We start from the raw sequence: 20,615 nt of genomic DNA, 5'->3' as shown, positions 1-20,615 counted from the left end.
ACCCCGAGATACTTTAGTTTTGTATGTTTACAAAATGGAGATACCTCGGGGTTCCTTCATTTTGCACGGCAGTAAGGTGCTTACACCTCGGTTGATGCCCATCCGGATGGTTATGGGAGGTGCTGTCAAGGATGGGGGCGTCAATAAAATGTAAGGGCGAAAAATCTTTCGCCCTTACATTTATCGGTTGGATATGTCGTTTAGAATCCTACATCCACGGTTGCTGCTCGCTTTCGGCCAGGAAGAGGGCGTAGTCGCGCAGCGCGTAGGCTGTGGCAGCGTCTATCTGCGATAGGGTGATGGTTTCGCCTGCCAAGTAGAGCGTGGCGGAAGCTCTGCCCCTTGGCTTTTGCCAGATAGATTGTCGTACAGACACCCCCTGAATCTTATGTAGGGCAAACATCTGGCGCTTGTGGCCAAACGAGCCGCTGCTAACCACCACGTGCTGCTCGTCCATGTAGAAGTAGGCGTGGCGCCAGCTTAGGTAGGCAAAGGGTAGGTATACGATAGCCCAAAGCCAGCTCCATACCAGCGGACTATCTGCGAGGTAACCCACAATAGAAACTACGGCCGCAGGAGCCAACCCAAACATTAGCCAAAGGTTGCGGAGGTATATCCAGTGGCTGCGGTGCAGCTGCTCTGGCTGGGCCATTAGGCTGGTTCCAAAAAGGGCCTGCTGAATCTGCTCTACCTGAGCATCGGTACATCCAGGAACGTTGGCCTTCATCTTCTCGGTTTCCTCAAGCGAGGATGCCTGCCCTACCGAAACGGCGAAGATGCCGATTAGCCGTCGAAGCGGATTGGTGGTCCAGGTAAGGGTCTGGATTTTCCTGAAGGGGATAAGCACCCGCTTATGCGCAATAAGTCCGGCATCCAGCACCAAACGGCTGGGCGTGTGGCTCAACTTTAGGTTGAAGTGCCAGGCAAAGGTTGCCAGAATGGCCCCCGTCACCGTAAAAATGATGGCGCACAGCAGCCCCAAGGCAAGGTAGATGGCCAACTGGCTGGAGGCTTGTGCCGAAAACTGATCAAGCGTATCCACCACCAACCGCTGCCACCTTTCGGGAAGGTCGTCGTAGATACCAAACAGGAAACCGTACACGATAAGGATAACCTTGATGTGGTTGTTGGTAAGGCCCACACGCAGCAGATCGGTAGGGCTTAGCCGCATTATGGTTTGCTCGTGCTCTTCGTTTGTGATAGGGGGGGCCTCCGCATCGTGCTCCTCTTCCGAGATGTTCGAAGAGCCTAGGTTTACCAGCTGTTCTACCTCACGAATGGTGGTTAAACTAAGAGCCTGCAGCGTCACCTCCGAGCCCTTGGCCCCAGCGGTATTCACCTCAAGTTCGTAAATCTTTAGCAGCCGCTGAAGCAGGTTCTGCTTCATATTTAGGCTTTGAATTTTTGACAGAGGAACGGACACCTGCTTCTTGCGGATGTAGCCGCTGCGCACCGTCAGCTCGCCGGAGGTGATCTGAAAGGTGAAGTAGAGATACTCCAGCAGTGCATGGATAATGGCAACGGCGGCAATAATGCCCAGTAGGATGAAGGCAGCAAGCATCGATCCATCCTTGTCGAACACGCGGATGAGCAGAATGGGCCATATGTACTGAATAAACTTCTTAGCCGATAGGCCAAAGAAGATGGCCATGCCGCCCATGTGTAGCCGATTGGGCTGGGAAAGGTCGATGGACTTAGCGCTCATGAGAGATGGTTTGGGAGAGGTGTTCCATCAGCTTTTCGGCATCGGCGAGGCTTAGTCCCGGTATCTTTAGGTCAACGCTGCCGCTACCTGCGGTGTAGATGTGGAGCGATGCCAGATCGAAAATGCGGGCAAATACGCCACGCTTAACCTCTACATGCTGAATTCTTCGAAGCGGAACCGCCAGCTCGCGCTTAAAGATGAGGCCGCTGCGGTAGAGCACATCGTGCTGACGGATGCAGTAGCCCTTGTACTTGAAACCGGCCATGATAAGGTATACTTGTAATCCCAACAGGGCAAGCATTAGCACTACCATTAGCATCGTGTATAGAATGGGATGGGACCAGAAGGCGTTAATACCCACTAGCGCCACGAAGGCTATAACGGCAAATATGGATACGTACAGCAAGATGGCGTTGAAGAGCTGCACCATGATATAGTCGTTTTGCAGCGGAGTGTAGCTGGGCTTAGAGGCGTTTGGGAACTCCTCTATGTTGAAGGATGGGTTTTCGAATAGCATTTTTGTTTTCAAAGATAGCCAACTGGAGGAGATGGGCAAGAGAATGGGGGGATATGAGTAGGGGCGAAAATTTTTTCGCCCCTACGCATATCATATATTGGATTTTCCCAATTATCCCACCTGTGATCCTGGCTTAACGGCCTCGTTTGGTTGAACCAAACGGAGCTTGCCATCGGCATCCTGCGCCATAAGAATCATGCCGTTGGAGGTGATCCCCTTAATCTCGCGGGGGGCAAGGTTTACAAGGAAGCATGCTTGCTTGCCTAAGAGCTGCTCTGGCTCGAAGTGCTCGGCAATACCCGAAACGATGGTGCGGGTGTCGATGCCGGTATCTACGGTAAGCTTAAGCAGCTTCTTGGTCTTGGCAACCTTCTCGCACGCCTTAATGGTTCCTACTCGGATGTCCATCTTCATGAAGTCGTCGAACTGCGCCTCCTCCTTTTGGGGCTCGGCCTTGTACTCTTTAAGGGCGTTGGCCAGCTTAGTGTCTTCGAGCTTCTTTAATTGGGCATCTATCACGCTATCCTCAATCTTCTCGAATAGCAGCTCTGCCTTGCCCAGTTCGTGACCAACGGCTAGCAGGTCGGTGTTGCCCAGCTTATCCCAGCCAAATTCGGAGGTGTTGAGCATCTTCAGCAGCTTCTCGGTGGAGAAGGGCAGGAATGGCTCGAATACAATGGCCAGGTTAGCGGTGATTTGCAGCGCCACGTTAAGGATGGTTGCCACGCGCTCCATGTCGGTTTTGGCAACCTTCCATGGCTCGGTGTCGGCAAGGTACTTGTTTCCAAGGCGGGCAAGGTTCATGGCCTCCTTAAGGGCATCGCGGAAGCGGTACACCTCGATGTAGTCCTCCACTGCCTTCTTAATCTTAGGCATTTCCTCAAGCGTTTCGCGGTCGAAATCGGTGAGCGCACCAGCGGCAGGCACCTTATTGTCGAAGTACTTTTGGGTAAGCACCAGCGCGCGGTTTACAAAGTTACCGAAGATGGCCACCAGCTCGCTGTTGTTGCGGGTTTGGAAATCCTTCCAGGTAAAGTCGTTATCCTTGGTTTCTGGCGCATTGGCGCAAAGCACGTAGCGAAGCACATCCTCCTTACCGGGGAACTCTTCGAGGTACTCGTGCAGCCAAACGGCCCAGTTACGCGAGGTCGATATCTTGTCGCCTTCGAGGTTAAGGAACTCGTTGGCGGGTACGTTTTCGGGTAGGATGTAGCTGCCATCGGCCATCAGCATGGATGGGAACACGATGCAGTGGAATACAATGTTGTCCTTACCGATGAAGTGAACCATCTTGGTGTCCTCGCTCTTCCAGTACTTCTCCCAATCTGGAGTAAGATCCTTGGTAGCCGAGATGTAGCCGATAGGCGCATCGAACCATACGTAGAGCACTTTCCCTTCGCCGCCTTCAACAGGAACGGGAATCCCCCAGTCGAGGTCGCGGCTCACGGCGCGGGGTTGTAGCCCGAGGTCGAACCAGCTTTTGCACTGGCCGTACACGTTGCTCTTCCACTCCTTATGGTCGGTGAGGATCCACTTCTCGAGATCCTTTTGGTAGTCGTTTAGGGGGAGGTACCAGTGCTTGGTCTCCTTCATTACAGGCTTGCTGCCGCTAATCATCGATTTTGGGTCGATGAGGTCGGTAGAGTTGAGCGACGTACCGCACTTCTCGCACTGGTCGCCGTAGGCGCGGTCGTTGCCGCAGTGGGGGCAGGTTCCCATGATGTAGCGGTCGGCCAGGAACTGCTTGGCCTCCTCGTCGTAGTACTGCTCGGAGGTTTGCTCTACGAACTTACCTGCGTCGTGCAGCTTCTTGAAGAACTCCGATGCGGTGGCGTAGTGCGTTGGGGTGGTGGTACGCGAGAAGATGTCGAACGAGATGCCCAATCCCTTGAACGAGTCGCCGATGATCTTGTGGTACTTGTCCACGATATCCTGAGGGGTAACGCCCTCCTGCTTTGCCTTTATGGTGATGGGTACCCCGTGCTCGTCGGTTCCGCAAACGTGGATCACGTCTTCGCCCCTAAGGCGCAGGTAGCGGGTGTAGATATCCGAAGGGATGTAAACCCCAGCAAGGTGGCCAATATGAACGGGCCCATTGGCGTATGGTAGCGCCGAGGTTACCAGGTGTCTTTTGAACTGCTTCATTGCTTATGTCGATGTCTTAATTAGCAAGATATTGTAGCCCAGAATATGGACGAGGTGCAAAGTTAACCAAATGCCGCGAGAGCGCAAAGGTGGAGGTTGAATTAGTGTTGGAATGGGGCTCCAGAGGTTGGCGTACCCGGTAGAATTGCTGGCGACATTGGTAGAATAGCTAGCAGCATAGGTAGAATCAGTAGCGTACTCGGTAGAATCGCTAGCAACATTGGTAAAATCAGTAGCGACATGCGAAGAATTGGTAGCGTACTTGGTAGAATAGCTAGCAGCATAGGTAGAATCGGTAGCGTACTTGTAGGAATTACCAGCAACATGTGAGGAACTACCAGCGTACCCGAAGAAGCTGGTAGCGGCATGCTCGAAACTTCGATGGGCCGATCGCCATCAGCCTTATGGCTCGCACGGCTGAAGGCTGGCCTGCTTGGCTGGCTCATAAACGGGCGGAGCAAGGCGGTTGAGCTTTTTCCACTCGCTGGCAATTAGGATGGCCGATACGAGCGAGGCCAGAATGTCGGAAGCGGGCATGCTGGCCCAAATGCCGGTGGTTCCCCAAAACAGCGGAAAGATGAGCAGGAAGGGTAGCAGGAGCACCATCTGGCGAAGCACCGACTGAATGATTGCCCGGCTAGCCATGCCGATGGACTGAAAGAAGTTGGCCGCCACGATCTGGAATCCTACGATGGGGAAGCCTATGAATACGATTCGGAGACCGTTCTCTGCGATGCGGATGAGCTCGGGGTCGGTGGTAAAGATGGTGGCGATGGTTCGGGGAAAGAGAATTCCCGCAATGGCTCCTGCCGTGGTGCACACGGTAGCCCAGGTTATGGTTAGCTTAACCACCTGCTTTACCCTGCCAATATTTCGGGCTCCGTAGTTGAAACCAACGATGGGCTGCATGCCTTGGGTGAGGCCGAAGGTTATCATGGCAATAACCAGAAGTATGCGGTTGGCAATGCCGAAGGCGCCAACGTAGAGGTCGCCTCCGTACTGCATAAGCGCATTGTTGAGGAATACCACCACGATGCTCGACCCGATGTTCAGCAGAAAAGGGGCCATCCCAATGGCGAATATCGAGCGTACGATTCGGGCGTCCAGCTTCAGGGCAAAGGCCTTAAAGTGGATGGGGCGCGACTTGCGGGCAAAGTAGCTAACCTCGAAGATGGTGGCCAGCAGCTGCGCAATAACGGTAGCCCAGGCGGCACCTGCTATTCCCCATTTAAACACAAAGATGAAGAGGGCGTTCAGGATGGCGTTTACCACCACCGCCATTACCACGATTACCATAGAGTGGCGCGGATGCCCCGAGGCGCGTAGGAGCGTGTTTAGCCCAAGGTACACGTGGGTAAAGACATTCCCGATAAGGATAATCCTCATAAACTCGCGGGCATAGGGCAGCGTATTGTTGCTTGCTCCAAATAGCTTTAGGATGGGATCGAGGAAGATCAGCCCAACGACCGTAAAGAGAACTCCTAATACGATGTTTAGCGTGAGCGTATTCCCCAAAATCTTGAATTGGCTTTTTGCATCGCCTTCGCCCATCTTGATGGAGAGCAGCGCCGATGCGCCTATCCCGATAAGTGCGCCAAATGCCGCTCCAAGGTTCATCAGCGGGAGGGATATGGCCAAGGCCGAGATGCCCATTGCCCCTACGCCATGCCCAATAAATATGCTGTCGACGATGTTGTAGAGCGATGAGGCCGTCATGGCGATTATGGATGGGAGCGCGTAGTGTAGCAGCAGCTTTGGTATGGGGGCTTTGCCTAAGTCTAGTGGTGATGTACTTGCCATTTTAAATATTTTACAGCAGAGCGATTGCCTACTGGTAGGGTCAGTCTTGAGAGGGGCAAAGGTAGTAAAGCCCCCAAGGGTTGATCGTTAATGGCTACTAAATGATGGTAATAAAGAAAATCAGCATTGTGGCTACACGAGCTTGTTCTTTAGCTTGGCCTCCTCTATGGCGAGCTCGCCTACGTGGTTTTCGCGCCAAAAGCCGATGAGCCGATCGCCATCTACCTTGTATATGACCTGACCGTAGTAGCGCGTCCCCTCTTCGGTGTAGTAGAAGTCGAGGGCAAGCAGGTCGTCTTTTAAAAACCCCAACCCGTGCTGAGGCTGGCGGGTGTGGCCAATCTCCCAGTATGCCTTAACGAGTGTCCCCTTGGGCTCGAGCTTAAGCGAACCAAAGTATCCTTCGCCGGTAGCATTCGGATTACGGCCCTTAACGGCATAGTTCCCCGAAATATCGGCTAGCTGAAGAGGACGATTAGGTTGAGGAATGGAAATACCAAAGCCGCTGCTCCACTCCTGGAAGAGCCTATCGGCATTGGAGTGGAGCAGCGGCTCTATGGTGTATTCCTTTTTCGGACCGAAAAGGCTTCTAATAAGCTTTAGTATGAATCTCAAAGTGTAGCTTTCGAAAAAAGGATAACGCTACTAAAGAAGATCCATTTGTAGAACCTTCTCAAGATCTTCGGGGGTATCTATACCGTAGTTTTGGTGCTCGGTGCGCTCTACCTTAATGCGGAAACCGTTCTCCAGCCAGCGAAGCTGCTCGAGCGACTCGGCTTCCTCTAGCACTCCTTGGTCGAGCTGGGTTAGCTGGTGTAGTACCTTCGTGCGGTAGGCATAGAGCCCTATATGCTTAAGGAAAGTGTGGCTTTTCTGCCAATCCTTCTTGTCCATTCCGCGAAGGAAGGGCACCACCGAACGGCTAAAGTAGAGGGCAAAGTTGCTGTTGCTTACCACTACTTTTGGAGAGTTGGGGTTGAAGATGTCCTCGTCGGCTCCAAATGGTTTTACCAATGTTGCGATATCGGTTTGGCCATCGTTAAAGCAGCTCATCACCTTTAGCAGCATGTCGGGTACAATAAAGGGTTCATCGCCTTGGATGTTAACCACAACATCGTACATCTCTTCGCGCTCAGCTTCTGCTTTACGAACGGCCTCGGCACAGCGGTCGGTTCCGCTCTTGTGGTCGGTAGAGGTCATCACCACATTGCCTCGAAAAGCCCTTACCGCGTTGAATATGCGCTCGTCGTCGGTAGCAACGTACACCACCGGAAGCACTTTGCTCGCCTGCTCGTACACGCGCTGTATCATTGGTTTGCCCTTAATGTCGGCGAGTGGCTTACCCGGAAAGCGGGTCGATGCGTATCTGGCTGGGATAATTCCTATAAACTTCATGGCATATATATTTGCCACAAAGGTATGAAACAAGCCGCGATTCTTCCATTCCCTAAAGGCTCAAAAAATCGGAAAAAATGTCATTAAGGCTATAAAAAAGAGCCCTACAACTTTGTCAAACCACATATAAAAGGTAATTTTGACAGTCTAAAACAGTTTTGCGTAATGGATATTGCAAAAATTAAGCAACGATTTGGAATTATAGGTAACTCTCCAATGCTGGAGCGAGCTATCGATATAGCTAAGCAGGTTGCCTTTACTGATTTGTCGGTGCTAATAGTTGGCGAAAGCGGTGTAGGTAAGGAGATTTTTCCACAGGTTATTCACCAGCTCAGCTCGCGCAAGCATGCCCAATACGTAGCGGTTAACTGCGGGGCTATTCCCGAAGGTACAATCGACTCGGAACTTTTTGGGCATGAAAAGGGTTCGTTTACGGGGGCGCACGAAACCCGTAAGGGCTACTTCGAGGTGGCCGATGGGGGCACCATCTTCCTCGATGAGGTGGGAGAACTTCCTCTGTCAACACAGGTTCGCCTGTTGCGCGTACTCGAAACCGGCGAGTTTATGAAGGTGGGGTCGTCTAAGGCACAGAAAACGGATGTGCGCGTAATTGCAGCAACCAACGTAAATCTTCCCCAGGCCATTCAGAATGGCAAGTTTCGTGAAGATCTTTACTATCGACTAAATACGGTACCTATTAGCATACCGCCGTTGCGCGATCGTAAGGGGGATATCTCGTTGCTCTTCCGTAAGTTTGCAGCCGACTTTGCCGAAAAGTACCGCATGCCCGCAATTGCGCTAACCCCCGAAGCAAAGCAGCTGCTCGAATCGTACCGATGGCCGGGCAATATTCGTCAGCTCAAAAATGTTACCGAGCAGATATCGGTTATCGAAGAAGAGCGGACAATTGATGTCGATAAGCTGATGCTGTACATCCCACATGTGGAGGATAAAACGCTTCCTGCGCTTTACGTTGGAGATAAGGAGAGCGGAGAGCGATCGTATGCCAGCGATAGGGAAATTCTTTACAAGATACTTTTCGACATGCGCGATGACATGAATGCGCTTAAGAAGCGTGTTGAGGAGCTATCGCGTAATGCGCTTTATAATCCCGACGAAATCGAAGGCCAAGTTGTGTACCCTCATCGTAGCGTACCGCAATTTCAAGGCTACACGCCGATACATACGCCTCTGCATGCGAAAATCGACAATATAGATGCCGATAGCGATGTTGATGAATTTGAAGATGTGTCGCATCTCGATGTATCCCACGAAATTCAGGAAGAGTCGCTATCTTTGGCCGATAAGGAAAAGGAGCTCATCATAAAAGCAGTAACCAAGTATGGAGGTAAGCGTAAAGATGCAGCTAATGAGTTGGGTATCTCGGAAAGAACCCTTTACCGAAAAATAAAAGAGTATAACCTGAATATTTAGCAGAATGAAGTTGAAAAAGCTCATTAGGGCATTCGCATTTGTAGCTACCGTATCGCTTTTCTCGTCGTGTACCATGAAGTACTCATTCTCGGGAGCATCCATTTCTCCCGATTCGAAAACTTTTTCGGTGGGATACTTCCAGAATCTGGCCCCTTTGGTTGTACCTAGCCTGAGCAATAGCTTTACAGAAGCACTAAAGGAACGGTTTCTAAACCAAACTAGGCTCGACTATGTTCGTAGTAATGGCGACTTGGCCTTCGAGGGGCAAATCGTAGGGTACTCCATCGATCCTGTTGCAATTACAGGGAACGATAGAGCCAGCCAAAACCGCCTTACAATTACCGTAAGGGTTAAGTTTACTAACAAACAGAATCCCGAACTTAGCTTCGATTATAAGGAGTTTAAACAGTTCAAAGATTTTCCGAGCAACGTTAGCGTGGCAAGTGTTCAGAATGAACTTATTAAAGATGTAACAACTATGCTTATTGATGCTATCTTTAATGCTTCGGTAGCAAACTGGTAATACCTTAAAAGATGGATGACCGTACGTTTATAAAGTTGATTGAGAATCCGAAAGGTATTGATGCAAAGGCTCTAGACCAGCTGGTTAAGGTTATAGAAAAATACCCTTATTTTAGTCTGGCTAAGTTGATTTACCTTAAGGGCTTAAAGGTAAACGGCGATGCACGCTTTTCTACTTTACTTTCGCATGTTTCGACCTATGCACCAAGTGGCGAGTGGCTATACCTTTATCTTAGCGACTACGAACTCGGCATCCCTACTATAGATGAGAGTCATGAAGAGGCATTAGAGGAAAAGGAGCACTCGAATGTTGATGCTGTTTCGTCAGAACAACCAGAAATTAGTCAACCGAATGCTGTTAATTCGGTTGAAGATGCAAGCCCTACTGCTATCATTACAGATATTGAAGAGAATGCAGACCAAGAACACTTGGCTTCTGCTGCTCTAGTAGAGGAAAGCATTCTTGCCGAAGAAGATCAAGAGGGACAATGCCCTGTTAATTCGTATATAGCAGCCGATGAGGAACTGCCCGAGTCGAAGATTGAGGAGTCGACCGAGGAAGAGGAGCCAACCATCACGCTGGATGACGAGGTGCCATTTGAGCTGATTGATGATGAACTAGTGTCGGACAAGGAAGATCCAATCCTAGAAATATTAGATCAAAAGCTCTATACGCTCGACGATAACGAGAAAACACTAGAAATACAAAATAGCCTTATTGACCAGTTCTTAAGTGCAAATCCTCGAATCGTTCCAAAACCAGACTTGCCTCCTGTAAATGAGGATATTTCAATTAAATCGCTAGAGGATGACGGCGATTTAGTGACAGAAACTCTTGCTAAAATATACGCAGCACAAGGACTTATTGAGAAGGCTGCAGATATTTACCGTAAATTGTGCTTGAAATTCCCAGAAAAAAAAGCTTATTTTGTAGCTCAACTCGAAAAGTTGAAGGAGTCAAAGTAAATAACATTCAGAAAATAAACCATGTATATCCTTTTTTCGCTGATTATTATTGCGGCAATTTTGTTGATACTTGCAGTATTAGTTCAAAACTCTAAGGGTGGAGGATTGGCTGCAAATTTCTCTGGTGCAAATCAAATTGTAGGTGTAAGACAAACTGCTGATTTTATTGAGAAGTTTACTTGGGGGCTTGCTATTGCTATTGTAGTTCTTAGCCTCGCTGTAAATATAGTTGTTAACAGCAACAAGGGTGCCGAGTCAACAGGCCTTGAGAAAAAAATCACAAGCCAACCTGCTGCCGGAGTTCCTGCTTTCCCATCATCGGGTGCGCTTAAGCAGCAGCCAGCACCTGCTCAACAGCAGCCAGCTGCTGAACCTGCAAAAGAACAACCAGCAAAGAAATAGGGTTTTACTACCATAAAATTTAGAGAGGGGCTTCGTTGAAGTCCCTCTTTTTTTGAATTCTATCATGGTTGCCTACTTAAAAAGCCGCCGTGTTGTTACGCTAACTTTCGAATAAAGAAGCGGGAAACAGCTTGTTGTCGTTGCAAATTTTGGCGTATATTGGGCCAGCGCTATCCAAAAACTGACAAATTTTCGTTGAACTGACATTTAGTACCTAGCAAAACTGAAAAAAGAACAGGTTTTAGAAAAAAAGACGGCTTGGCACAAATTTCGATAGACCAAAGCCTGAAAAACGATATTAATGTTAAACTTAAAATAGTAAACGCAATGATCAAACCATTAGCTGATAGAGTAGTTGTGGAGCCTGCCGCAACCGAACAGGTAACTGCAAGTGGTATCTACATTCCTGACACTGCAAAGGAAAAGCCACAAAAAGGTAAGGTACTTGCTGCTGGTCCAGGCACTAAGGATGTTACCATGGAGGTAAAGGTTGGCGACACCGTTCTCTACGGAAAGTATGCAGGAACCGAGGTCTCAATTGATGGCGTTGACTACATCATTATGCGTCAGTCTGACATTCTTGGAATTCTCTAATTTCAAACTAAAGTTTAAAACGTAAGAAAATGGCAAAAGATATCAAATTCAACATCGAAGCTCGTGATCAGCTCAAGGCTGGTGTAGATAAGTTGGCAAATGCAGTAAAGGTAACCCTTGGCCCTAAAGGACGTAATGTGGTAATCGATAAGAAGTTTGGATCGCCACAAGTAACTAAGGATGGTGTAACCGTTGCCAAAGAAATCGAACTCTCTGACGCATTCGAAAATATGGGTGCTCAAATGGTAAAGGAGGTTGCATCAAAAACTGCCGATATGGCTGGTGATGGAACAACTACAGCTACCGTTCTTGCACAATCAATTATCTCTGTTGGTCTTAAGAACGTTACAGCCGGTGCAAATCCTATGGATTTGAAGCGTGGTATCGACAAGGCTGTTGCAGCTGTTGTTGCAAACCTTAGAGCACAAAGCGTTGAGGTTGGCGATAACATCAAAAAGATTGAAGAAGTTGCAACCATCTCTGCTAACAACGACAATACCATTGGTGCTCTTATTGCTGAGGCTATGAGCAAGGTGAAGAAGGAAGGGGTTATTACCGTAGAAGAGGCAAAGGGAACCGATACAACCGTTGAGGTTGTAGAAGGTATGCAGTTCGATCGCGGCTACATCTCTCCATATTTCATTACCGACTCTGAAAAGATGGAAGTTGCGCTAGAGAATCCATACATTCTTCTAACCGACAAGAAGATTTCGACCATGAAGGATCTTCTTCCTGTTCTTGAGCCTGTTGCTCAGCAAGGACGCGCTCTTGTTATCATTGCAGAAGATGTAGATGGTGAAGCTCTTGCAACTCTAGTTGTAAATAAGCTTCGTGGTGCGCTTAAGATTGCTGCCGTTAAGGCTCCAGGCTTTGGCGACCGTCGTAAGGAAATGCTTGAAGATATTGCTATCCTAACAGGAGGTACTGTGATTTCTGAAGAAAAGGGTCTTCGTCTTGATGGAGCAACCCTTGATATGCTCGGACGTGCAGAAAAAGTGTCTATCAACAAGGAAAACACTACTGTTGTAAACGGTGCTGGTGCGAAAGAAGCCATCGACAACCGCGTTGCTGCTATCCGCAAGCAAATCGAGATTTCAACTTCAGACTATGATAAGGAAAAGCTTCAAGAACGTCTTGCTAAGCTTGCCGGTGGTGTTGCCGTACTTTACGTAGGTGCTGCATCGGAAGTAGAAATGAAGGAGAAGAAAGACCGTGTTGACGATGCTCTAAGCGCCACCCGTGCTGCTGTAGAGGAAGGCGTTGTTCCTGGTGGTGGTATTGCCTACATTCGTACTATTGCTGGTCTCGAAGATCTTAAGGGCGATAACGAGGACGAAACCATCGGTATCCAAATCGTTAAGCGTGCTATCGAGGAGCCACTTCGTCAAATTGTCGAAAATGCAGGTGGTGAAGGTAGCGTAATCGTTCAAAAGGTTAAGGAAGGTACTGGCGACTTTGGCTACAACGCTCGTTTAGATCGTTACGAAAACCTTTTCGAAGCAGGCGTTATCGACCCAACCAAGGTATCTCGCGTTGCCCTCGAAAATGCTGCTTCGGTTGCGGGTATGTTCCTAACTACCGAGTGTGTACTTGCCGAGAAGAAAGAAGAAAATCCTGCCCCAATGATGAACCCAGGAATGGGTGGCATGGGCGGAATGATGTAGTAAATTCTTCCATCTGTTAGATATTTGGCCTTGAAGGGAATCCTTCAGGGCCTTTTTTATTAAAATTACAGCATAATTTTCGGTTTCCCCTCAATTTTGCTAAACCAATAGCATCTAGACTTGTTTGGAGAGGTAGAGACTCTATAATCTATTGTATGATTGCAAAAACAACAAAATTGGCAGATGTGATAGACCTAAATCACCATTTGCTTTCTGTAATTCATAAGGCAGGAATAACCCTTGGCTTTGGCGATGCTACGGTGGAAGAAGTAGCTACAAAACATGGGCTTAATCCAGATTTTGTGGTGGCAATACTTAATGCCTACAACGATGCTACTTACTTGCCAGAGCAGCATTTGTGGTCTTTTTCGGTAGTCGAAATTGTTGATTATCTCCGTCGTTCGCATAAAGTTTACCTTGTGGAGCAGTTACCCGAATTAGCATTGCTCTTTGAAAAGTACGCTTCCGAATCTACATCAACACCGTATAGAGGCCTTTTGCGGAACTTCTTTGCGGAATATAGTACCGAAATGGAGAAGCATTTTGCAACCGAAGATGAGTATATGTTTCCCTATGCGCTTGCCGTAGAAAGCGCTCATAAGGGGGATGATATCTCGGAAGAGATGTCTCGACAGTTTAAGGAATATACTATTCACGATTTTATTACCGAGCATAATAACATAGAAGAAAAGTTAGCCGATCTTAAAAATTTGATTGTACGTCACATTCCTCAAGCGGAAGATAGCGTGCTTGCCTTTCAAATCCTCGAACGCCTTTTTCATCTAAATAGTGATCTTAACGATCATTCTCGTATAGAAGAGCTTGTGCTCATTCCTAAGGTGGTTAGGCTCGAATCGGAATTAAAGAGTTAGGGCCATGAGTTTATCAGTTGGAATACAGGTAAATCCGGAATTAATACAGTTGGGCTTAAAAGCGGTCATCGGCGAAATAGACACCAACATAAAGGTGGTACTAATTTCTGACGCTGATAGCCTGTTGCTATCTACCAATATGGGGGATTTTGATTTGCTTATTTTTGACATATCAACTTACAGGAAACTTGTTCAGAATTGTGGTTTATTGAAAATGGGCTTGTGTAATAAACCCTATTTGGTTTGTGGAGAAGCGGATACGGAAGAAAAGAGCCTTCCTTCTGGAGTTGTTTTTTGCTCTTTGAGATGGTCTTTAAGCCAAATAAAGGAGAGGGTGTTGCAGCTTATCTACTCTCAAAAAGAGCAACTTGGGGATGATGGCTCGGAAGAGATAACTAGTCGTGAACGCGACATTATTCGTGATATTGCCTTGGGGCTTTCCAGTAAGGAGATTGCTGATAAGAATTTTATTTCGCCACATACGGTTATTACTCATAGAAAGAATATTTCGCGAAAGCTTGGCATTAAGTCGATTTCGGGACTAACTATTTATGCAATTGTAAACAAGCTGATTAGTATAGAGGATGTAAAGAATATGGAGCTGTAGAGGTTTGCTGGAAGGTGTAAGTGTTAAAAGGTCAGATGAAACTCTTTTTTTTCGTTCTTCTTGGTAATTGAGATTCCTTTTTTCCTAATTTGCAGCGGAAATAATCAATCACGCATATACTATGACGAAGACTCTAACCACAAGAATGGCAACTCTGGCTGTTGCCACCTTGGCTATTGTATCGCTATGTTTTTCGGCGAATGCTCAAAAGGTTGATCGAATAACTCAGCTGGAGAATAAGATTAAGTTAGCAGAAGAAAAGGTAGAAAAGGCAGAGGCTAAAGTTAATCAAGCCGATAGCCTTATAAATGTAGGGAAAGAGCTGGAAAAAGAAGGGAAGCAAGAAATTAAAGAAGCTCAGGCTGACGAAAAGGCGCTGATTAAAGCATTCGACAACGAGATTGCTCCAATTGAAAAGCAGCTAAAAAGTAAGGATAGAGATGATGTTACTGCTGCCAAGAATGACAAGAAAGCGTTGGAGAATAAGTACAAGGCAGATTTAAAGGAAATAGAGACTCGCTATAAAGCTGCCGATAGAAAGATCCAAACCGGCATGAAAAATATTGAAAAGGGAAAGGAAAAGAAAGGACCTGCCGAAGATGCGCTTAAGGAGGCTCAACGAAGCCTTAAGGAGCTAGAAAAGGCTCTTGCCAAAGCATCAAAATAGGGATTTCGTCTCAATTTTAGAATAGTAGGGAGTATCCATGTGAGGGTACTCCTTTTGTTTTTGTTGACATCCACGAGTATTCTGACCGAGATATTTTATACCTTGCTTTCAAATTGGCTTAACATGAGAAAAATTATACTCTCTACCCTTGGATTGCTATTTGCTGTTGGCTTGTTTGCGCAGGAGCAGTATGTGGTATTGGTTTCGATGGATGGTTTTCGATGGGATTATTCTCAAATGTACCACACGCCCAATCTTGATAAAATGGCAAGGGAAGGGGTAAGCGCAAAATCGCTTGTGCCATGTTTTCCTTCAAAGACATTTCCAAATCACTACAGTATGGCTACAGGGCTTTATCCCGACCATCATGGAATAGTGAATAACTCTTTTTACGCACCAGAATTCAATGAATCGTTTTCGTTGAGCAACCTAAAAGCGAAGTACGATCCAAAGTTCTATGGAGGAGAACCTATTTGGAATACTGCTGAAAGGCAAGGCGTAAAAGCAGCCTCTTTCTTTTGGGTTGGAAGCGAAATTCCCATAAATGGGAGGCAACCATCAATTTGGAAGCCTTACGATGGTGCTGTTCCTTTTTCGGATAGGGTTGATAGTGTTGTTAGCTGGCTAAAGCGTCCTGTATTGGATCGGCCTCGTCTTGTTTTGCTATACTTTCATGAGCCCGATAAGGTGAGCCATAATAATGGACCTATGTGCAAGGAGACTAAGGTAGTGGTAGAAGAGCTTGATAGCCTTATTGGTGTTCTTCGCGCTAAATTGAATGCGCTTCCGCATGCCGAAAAAGTAAGTTTGATTGTTGTCTCAGATCATGGAATGGCCCCGATCTCTATAGATAGAGTTGTTGAACTTGGTAAGCGCATTAAACCGGAGTGGGTTGATCAGGTTCAGGCGGATAATCCGGCTATGAATATTAAAGCGAAAACTCATTTTTTTGATTCAGTGTATAATGCGCTAACTTGTACCCCGCACATTAAGGTTTGGAAGAGTAAGGAAATGCCCGAGCGTCTTAACTATGGGAAAAATCCACGTACACTTGACTTTACGGTGGTGGCCGATAGCCTTTGGAGCATTACGTGGCGGCTTAGGTCTATCAAAGCGGAGGACTACTCTAAGGGAACGCATGGCTATGACCCGGAGTATAAGGCCATGCATGGAATATTCTATGCGTGTGGTCCGATGTTTAAAAGTGGAACCTTAACTAGGTCGTTTGAAAATCTTAATGTTTACAATATTGTATGCCGGGTACTTGGAATTACACCTTCCCACAACGATGGAGATCCGAAAGTGCTCGATTGGATATTCGGCGATCCATCAAAAAAATAAAAGAGAACATTTGTTCTCTTTTTATTTTATAGTAAGCCAAGTTCTAACATTGCTTCTTCCGACATCATGTTCTTATCCCATGGCGGATCGAAGGTAAGAATTACCGTAACATCGGTAACGCCCGATGCCATGCGGGTCTTATCGTTTACATCTTGTATTACGGCCTCAGCCATAGGGCAATTTGGCGCAGTAAGGGTCATGCGTATTGTGGTGTAGCCATCTGGCTCTACATCTATTTCGTAGATAAGGCCAAGATCGTATACGTTAACCGGGATCTCGGGGTCGAATACCGTTTTTAGCTGCTCTACAATTCCTTTCTCTACTTCTAGTATGCGTTGGGCGTCCATCATCTTTTTAAACGTTTACTCGCCTTTGGTTTTGTAAGCTAAAGCGTAAAGCTTCATTTGCTTTATCATAGCTAGTAGGCCATTAGCCCGTGTTGGCGATAGGTTTTCCTTTAAACCAATTTTATCGATAAAAGTTAGCTCGTTATCGAGAATTTCTTGAGGTGTACGGTCGGAGAGCACTCGGATGAGCAACGCAATGATGCCCTTTGTGATAATGGCATCACTATCGGCAGTAAAGTGGATCTTACCGTTTTGGTACTCGGCGTTAACCCAAACACGAGACTGGCAGCCTTTAATTACGTTTTGCTCGTTTTTTTCTTTTTCTTCGATGAGCGGCAAGTCCTTGCTGAGCTCTATTAGGTAGTTGTAGCGATCCATCCAGTCGTCGAAGATGCTAAACTCTTCGACAATTTGATCTTCCACTTCTTGTACTGTCATGGTGTACTTTTTTATTGTACAAAGATAGGAATATGGTTAAAGAAAAGGTGCGCTGTGCTTGAGTTTCTGAGTTCTTTATATGTCTAAAATAGTCGGGAACCAATGGTTGTTTTATGCTACTAAAATGCTTCTGATGCGCTTAGCCTTTGGACACTGCTATTTCTTGGGGTAATGCTGTAGCTTTTTATGCGTCAGATCGTCTTTGATAAAAAAGAATTGTATGCTAGTAAGAAGATCTACAGTATTCTTAATAATGCTCACCTTTTTTACTGCGACTGCAATATCTCGCGAAAAGCCTATTCGCGAAATGTCTATTACGCGCATTGCAGCAACCCCTCCTTCGATTGACGGCAAGTTGGATGATGCCATTTGGCAGCAGGGGACGTGGGAGGGTAACTTCTCGCAGTATATTCCTAACGAGAATGCAAAACCTTCTCAGGAAACGGAGTTTAAAATTTTTCATGATGATACCTACATATATGCTGCGTTTCGTTGCTGGGATACCGAATCCGAAAAAATTTCATCAATACTTTCGAGGAGGGATAATGCAGATGGCGATCTTGTTGGTTTAGAGTTAGACAGCTACAACGATCATATAACGGCCTTTTGCTTTTATGTGAATGCCGCAGGGGTTAAGTGGGACTATACCTCGTCGGATAATAACGGGCAAGATGCGAACTGGAATCCTATTTGGTGGGTAGAAACGTCGAAAGACACTAAAGGGTGGTATGCCGAGATGCGCATTCCGCTTTCGGAGCTTCGCTTTAAGCCTGCACAAAACTCAACCTGGGGCATGGAGGCTATTCGTTGGATATTTAGGCTGCAAGAGCGCGATGTTTGGCAGCCAATGAGCCGTAGCCAGCAGGGATGGAATGCTAATTTAGGAACCCTAAAGTGGACAGAAAAACTGGACTCTAAGCTACCTCTTAATATAACTCCCTATGTTGTTGCACAAGCCGATAAATTTCTAAAGGATTCGGATGATCCATTCCGAAAAGATGGTCATAGCTATAAGGCAAACATTGGGTTCGATGCCAAATTAGGAATAAGCAACAGCTGGACGGCTGACTTAACCGTTAATCCTGATTTTGGACAAGTTGATGCAGATCCTTCACAGGTTAACCTTACTGCTTACGAGATATTTCAGCAGGAGCGCCGTCCATTCTTTGTTGAGGGACGGAATATTTTCACCTTTGGGCTTGGCGTAGGCGATGGGGATTTGGGTAGCGAAACCTTGTTCTATACCCGTCGTATTGGACGTCGTCCGCATCATAATCCAGATTTAGCAGATGATCGGTTTATCAAGCAACCTGAGTTTACAACAATAATTGGTGCAGCAAAAATTTCGGGACGCAACCCTAATGGGCTTTCGGTGGGTGTTATGGAGGCCGTTACTTCGCAAGAATTTGCGCGTATTGGCAATCGGCTATCCGAGTACAAAATAAAGGTAGAGCCGCTAACAAACTATGGGGTTGCCCGTATCTCGAAGGAGATGAACAGCGCAAATACCCAATTCGGAGCCATTGTCACATCTACAATTCGTAATCTGGATGCCAGCCATCTCGGTTATCTGCATAAGAGCGCCACTACTGGCGGCGTAAACCTGCTTCAGTACTTCGACAATAAGAAATGGTCGCTTAGCTTTAGCACCTACTTTAGCAGGGTAGATGGCTCGAAAGAGGCAATTCTCAACACGCAGGAGGCTGCCGGCCACTACTTTCAACGCCCCGATGCTCCTCATCTAAAGATCGACTCTTCGCGTACATCCCTAACGGGTAATGGGGGGCGGCTTATCCTTTCGAAGGAGTCGGGGAAGCTTAGAATGATGCTTTGTGGTTTATGGAAATCTCCTCGGCTCGAGGTAAACGACTTAGGCTTCGTTCGAAGCGTAGATAGGCTTACTCAAATATTCTGGGCGGGTTATCGGTTTACCAAACCCATGGGGATAATGCGTATGGCGAGCTTAAACCTAAACCAATGGGCCGAATGGACGTATGGAGGAGAATACCAAGGAATAGGAGGAAACATTAATGGCAATATCTCTTTTAAAAATCTGTGGTCGTTGGGGCTTGGCACAAACATCAACCTAAAGCAGATATCCACCGATCTTCTTCGCGGAGGGCCTTCGGTAAAGATGGATGACTACGCAAATGGATGGGCTGGTGTTAGCACCGATGAGAGCAAACCTTTTTTTGTTGAAGCTAATGCTTCTCTTGGAGCAAATATATCCAACTCGAGTAACACCTTTTCCGATTGGGGTGTGTCTTTAACCTATAGGCCGACATCGTTTCTGAATATTTCGATAGCTCCAGGATTTTATAGCGAGGTTAACGAGCTACAATATGTAGATAGGTTTGATGTTGGTCCTGCTCGGCAGTATGTGTTGGCTAAAATTGAGCAGCAAGTCTTTAGAGTGTCGTTAAGGGTGAACTTTAGTATTACCCCAAACCTTACATTGCAGTATTGGGGGCAGCCATTTGTAGCAACAGGCGATTACACAGAGTTCAAAAGAGCCGATAAGGTTATGAGCAACCGTTATGCTGAGCGATTCCATGTTTTTACCCCTAGCGAGATTGCTTTCAATTCTCAAAGAGATACGTATAAGGTTAACGACCCTAATTTTGGAAGCTACGAGTTCGACAATCCAAACTTTACCGCAACAGAATTCCTTTCGAACATGGTGTTACGTTGGGAGTATGCGCCTGGAAGTACCTTGTTTGTGGTTTGGTCGCAGAACAGAAGCTACAGCACCGGACTGGGGCGCACTCAGGTAGGAAAGGATGTCGGTGACCTCTTTTCGACATATCCGTACAACGTATTTCTTGTTAAAGCCTCATTTAGAATAGGGCGATAGATGTGTTAAAGGGAAACTACCAGCTGGGTTGCGTATCCAACTGGTAGGGTATAGTCTCTTGATGCCTCTAGGCTTGTCACGATGTGTTAAAGCGATTAACTTCTGTATGGATATTTTAAGTTAGAAGCAAAAAACTCTAAAAAGCTATATTTTCATAGAAAAGGAGAGTTTGGACTTATTATAGGGAAGTTAAAGTGCAACTGTAGGGAATTTGGAGCAATTCAATTTGGACGTTATGTTATTCTATTGCGCTAATAGCATGATGAACGTCATTTTGCATCATTTGAATTAACATAACACAAATCGGTTTTGTACAAGCTTGTTATGTAAAAATTTTGTTAAAAA

Annotated in this window: 20 protein-coding genes; 11 read left to right on the top strand and 9 right to left on the bottom strand. The window is 46.7% G+C overall.

All coding sequences use genetic code 11. The features are described from left to right. Positions 1-208: 208 nt before the first annotated feature. From CLV25_RS12825 to kdsB, 7 genes are all read right to left on the bottom strand, one after another. On the bottom strand, positions 209-1,705 hold the full coding sequence (locus CLV25_RS12825) for a PH domain-containing protein (RefSeq protein WP_131840059.1): 1,497 nt from the start codon (positions 1,703-1,705) through the stop codon (positions 209-211). Further along, positions 1,695-2,222, bottom strand: coding sequence for a PH domain-containing protein (locus CLV25_RS12820; protein WP_131840058.1), 528 nt, complete (start codon positions 2,220-2,222; stop codon positions 1,695-1,697). Before CLV25_RS12820 ends, CLV25_RS12825 begins: the two co-directional genes overlap by 11 nt. 111 nt (positions 2,223-2,333) lie before the next feature. Further along, complete coding sequence (gene metG, locus CLV25_RS12815; protein ID WP_131840057.1) at positions 2,334-4,367, bottom strand: methionine--tRNA ligase; 2,034 nt, start codon at positions 4,365-4,367, stop codon at positions 2,334-2,336. A gap of 101 nt (positions 4,368-4,468) precedes the next feature. Then, on the bottom strand, positions 4,469-4,813 hold the full coding sequence (locus CLV25_RS12810) for a hypothetical protein (RefSeq protein WP_131840056.1): 345 nt from the start codon (positions 4,811-4,813) through the stop codon (positions 4,469-4,471). Further along, a complete protein-coding gene (locus CLV25_RS12805; RefSeq protein WP_131840055.1) occupies positions 4,770-6,167 on the bottom strand; it encodes an MATE family efflux transporter in 1,398 nt (465 codons plus the stop codon). The genes CLV25_RS12810 and CLV25_RS12805 overlap by 44 nt, the downstream gene beginning before the upstream one ends. Before the next feature lie 132 nt (positions 6,168-6,299). After that, positions 6,300-6,782 (bottom strand): hypothetical protein, encoded by a 483-nt coding sequence (locus tag CLV25_RS12800; RefSeq protein WP_131840054.1) that lies wholly within the window; start codon positions 6,780-6,782, stop codon positions 6,300-6,302. Between the two features lie 30 nt (positions 6,783-6,812). Further along, entirely contained in the window at positions 6,813-7,562 is a 750-nt protein-coding gene (kdsB, locus tag CLV25_RS12795; RefSeq protein ID WP_131840053.1) for a 3-deoxy-manno-octulosonate cytidylyltransferase, read from the bottom strand. A gap of 165 nt (positions 7,563-7,727) precedes the next feature. Here kdsB and CLV25_RS12790 point away from each other — a divergent pair, with 165 nt between their 5' ends. The 10 genes from CLV25_RS12790 (at position 7,728) to CLV25_RS12745 (ending at position 16,631) form a co-directional block, all read left to right on the top strand. Next, positions 7,728-8,996 (top strand): sigma-54 interaction domain-containing protein, encoded by a 1,269-nt coding sequence (locus CLV25_RS12790; RefSeq protein ID WP_131840052.1) that lies wholly within the window; start codon positions 7,728-7,730, stop codon positions 8,994-8,996. 4 nt (positions 8,997-9,000) lie between these two features. Further along, positions 9,001-9,519, top strand: coding sequence for an LptE family protein (locus tag CLV25_RS12785; RefSeq protein WP_131840051.1), 519 nt, complete (start codon positions 9,001-9,003; stop codon positions 9,517-9,519). Between the two features lie 11 nt (positions 9,520-9,530). Continuing rightward, positions 9,531-10,484 (top strand): hypothetical protein, encoded by a 954-nt coding sequence (locus CLV25_RS12780; RefSeq protein WP_131840050.1) that lies wholly within the window; start codon positions 9,531-9,533, stop codon positions 10,482-10,484. 21 nt (positions 10,485-10,505) lie between these two features. Beyond that, positions 10,506-10,886, top strand: coding sequence for a preprotein translocase subunit SecG (gene secG / locus CLV25_RS12775; protein ID WP_131840049.1), 381 nt, complete (start codon positions 10,506-10,508; stop codon positions 10,884-10,886). Between the two features lie 327 nt (positions 10,887-11,213). Then, complete coding sequence (locus tag CLV25_RS12770) at positions 11,214-11,480, top strand: co-chaperone GroES (RefSeq protein ID WP_131840048.1); 267 nt, start codon at positions 11,214-11,216, stop codon at positions 11,478-11,480. A 29-nt stretch (positions 11,481-11,509) separates the two neighbouring features. Beyond that, positions 11,510-13,144 carry a chaperonin GroEL gene (gene groL, locus CLV25_RS12765; protein WP_131840047.1) on the top strand — a complete coding sequence of 545 codons (1,635 nt, stop codon included), beginning with the start codon at positions 11,510-11,512 and terminating at the stop codon, positions 13,142-13,144. Between the two features lie 155 nt (positions 13,145-13,299). Continuing rightward, entirely contained in the window at positions 13,300-14,016 is a 717-nt protein-coding gene (locus CLV25_RS12760) for a hemerythrin domain-containing protein (RefSeq protein ID WP_131840046.1), read from the top strand. A 4-nt stretch (positions 14,017-14,020) separates the two neighbouring features. Continuing rightward, a complete protein-coding gene (locus CLV25_RS12755; protein WP_131840045.1) occupies positions 14,021-14,623 on the top strand; it encodes a response regulator transcription factor in 603 nt (200 codons plus the stop codon). Positions 14,624-14,744: 121 nt separating this feature from the next. Further along, positions 14,745-15,290, top strand: a complete 546-nt coding sequence (locus CLV25_RS12750) for a hypothetical protein (RefSeq protein WP_131840044.1) — start codon at positions 14,745-14,747, stop codon at positions 15,288-15,290. 123 nt (positions 15,291-15,413) lie between these two features. Next, entirely contained in the window at positions 15,414-16,631 is a 1,218-nt protein-coding gene (locus CLV25_RS12745) for an alkaline phosphatase family protein (protein WP_131840043.1), read from the top strand. Positions 16,632-16,657: 26 nt separating this feature from the next. On the opposite strand, the gene CLV25_RS12740 is transcribed toward CLV25_RS12745, so the two are convergent. Further along, the gene (locus CLV25_RS12740; RefSeq protein ID WP_131840089.1) at positions 16,658-16,978 is read right to left on the bottom strand and encodes an iron-sulfur cluster assembly protein; all 321 of its coding nucleotides are present in this window, start codon (positions 16,976-16,978) and stop codon (positions 16,658-16,660) included. A 15-nt stretch (positions 16,979-16,993) separates the two neighbouring features. Beyond that, positions 16,994-17,416, bottom strand: a complete 423-nt coding sequence (locus CLV25_RS12735; RefSeq protein WP_131840042.1) for a SufE family protein — start codon at positions 17,414-17,416, stop codon at positions 16,994-16,996. Between the two features lie 220 nt (positions 17,417-17,636). Here CLV25_RS12735 and CLV25_RS12730 point away from each other — a divergent pair, with 220 nt between their 5' ends. Further along, the gene (locus CLV25_RS12730) at positions 17,637-20,270 is read left to right on the top strand and encodes a DUF5916 domain-containing protein (RefSeq protein WP_131840041.1); all 2,634 of its coding nucleotides are present in this window, start codon (positions 17,637-17,639) and stop codon (positions 20,268-20,270) included. The last annotated feature ends 345 nt before the right edge of the window (positions 20,271-20,615 follow it).

It is taken from the genome of Acetobacteroides hydrogenigenes, from assembly GCF_004340205.1.
Taxonomy (GTDB): domain Bacteria; phylum Bacteroidota; class Bacteroidia; order Bacteroidales; family ZOR0009; genus Acetobacteroides; species Acetobacteroides hydrogenigenes.
Note: the sequence above shows the minus strand (reverse complement) of the source record. Positions and strands in the feature narration are given on the sequence as shown.

Coding starts and splice junctions, on each gene's coding strand:
- CLV25_RS12805 (WP_131840055.1), bottom strand. CDS start 6,167: ATGGCAAGTACATCACCACTAGACTTAGGCAAAGCCCCCATACCAAAG.
- CLV25_RS12820 (WP_131840058.1), bottom strand. CDS start 2,222: ATGCTATTCGAAAACCCATCCTTCAACATAGAGGAGTTCCCAAACGCC.
- CLV25_RS12770 (WP_131840048.1), top strand. CDS start 11,214: ATGATCAAACCATTAGCTGATAGAGTAGTTGTGGAGCCTGCCGCAACC.
- CLV25_RS12745 (WP_131840043.1), top strand. CDS start 15,414: ATGAGAAAAATTATACTCTCTACCCTTGGATTGCTATTTGCTGTTGGC.
- secG (WP_131840049.1), top strand. CDS start 10,506: ATGTATATCCTTTTTTCGCTGATTATTATTGCGGCAATTTTGTTGATA.
- groL (WP_131840047.1), top strand. CDS start 11,510: ATGGCAAAAGATATCAAATTCAACATCGAAGCTCGTGATCAGCTCAAG.
- CLV25_RS12825 (WP_131840059.1), bottom strand. CDS start 1,705: ATGAGCGCTAAGTCCATCGACCTTTCCCAGCCCAATCGGCTACACATG.
- CLV25_RS12750 (WP_131840044.1), top strand. CDS start 14,745: ATGACGAAGACTCTAACCACAAGAATGGCAACTCTGGCTGTTGCCACC.
- CLV25_RS12780 (WP_131840050.1), top strand. CDS start 9,531: ATGGATGACCGTACGTTTATAAAGTTGATTGAGAATCCGAAAGGTATT.
- CLV25_RS12755 (WP_131840045.1), top strand. CDS start 14,021: ATGAGTTTATCAGTTGGAATACAGGTAAATCCGGAATTAATACAGTTG.
- kdsB (WP_131840053.1), bottom strand. CDS start 7,562: ATGAAGTTTATAGGAATTATCCCAGCCAGATACGCATCGACCCGCTTT.
- metG (WP_131840057.1), bottom strand. CDS start 4,367: ATGAAGCAGTTCAAAAGACACCTGGTAACCTCGGCGCTACCATACGCC.
- CLV25_RS12810 (WP_131840056.1), bottom strand. CDS start 4,813: ATGAGCCAGCCAAGCAGGCCAGCCTTCAGCCGTGCGAGCCATAAGGCT.
- CLV25_RS12760 (WP_131840046.1), top strand. CDS start 13,300: ATGATTGCAAAAACAACAAAATTGGCAGATGTGATAGACCTAAATCAC.
- CLV25_RS12730 (WP_131840041.1), top strand. CDS start 17,637: ATGCTAGTAAGAAGATCTACAGTATTCTTAATAATGCTCACCTTTTTT.
- CLV25_RS12790 (WP_131840052.1), top strand. CDS start 7,728: ATGGATATTGCAAAAATTAAGCAACGATTTGGAATTATAGGTAACTCT.
- CLV25_RS12740 (WP_131840089.1), bottom strand. CDS start 16,978: ATGGACGCCCAACGCATACTAGAAGTAGAGAAAGGAATTGTAGAGCAG.
- CLV25_RS12785 (WP_131840051.1), top strand. CDS start 9,001: ATGAAGTTGAAAAAGCTCATTAGGGCATTCGCATTTGTAGCTACCGTA.
- CLV25_RS12735 (WP_131840042.1), bottom strand. CDS start 17,416: ATGACAGTACAAGAAGTGGAAGATCAAATTGTCGAAGAGTTTAGCATC.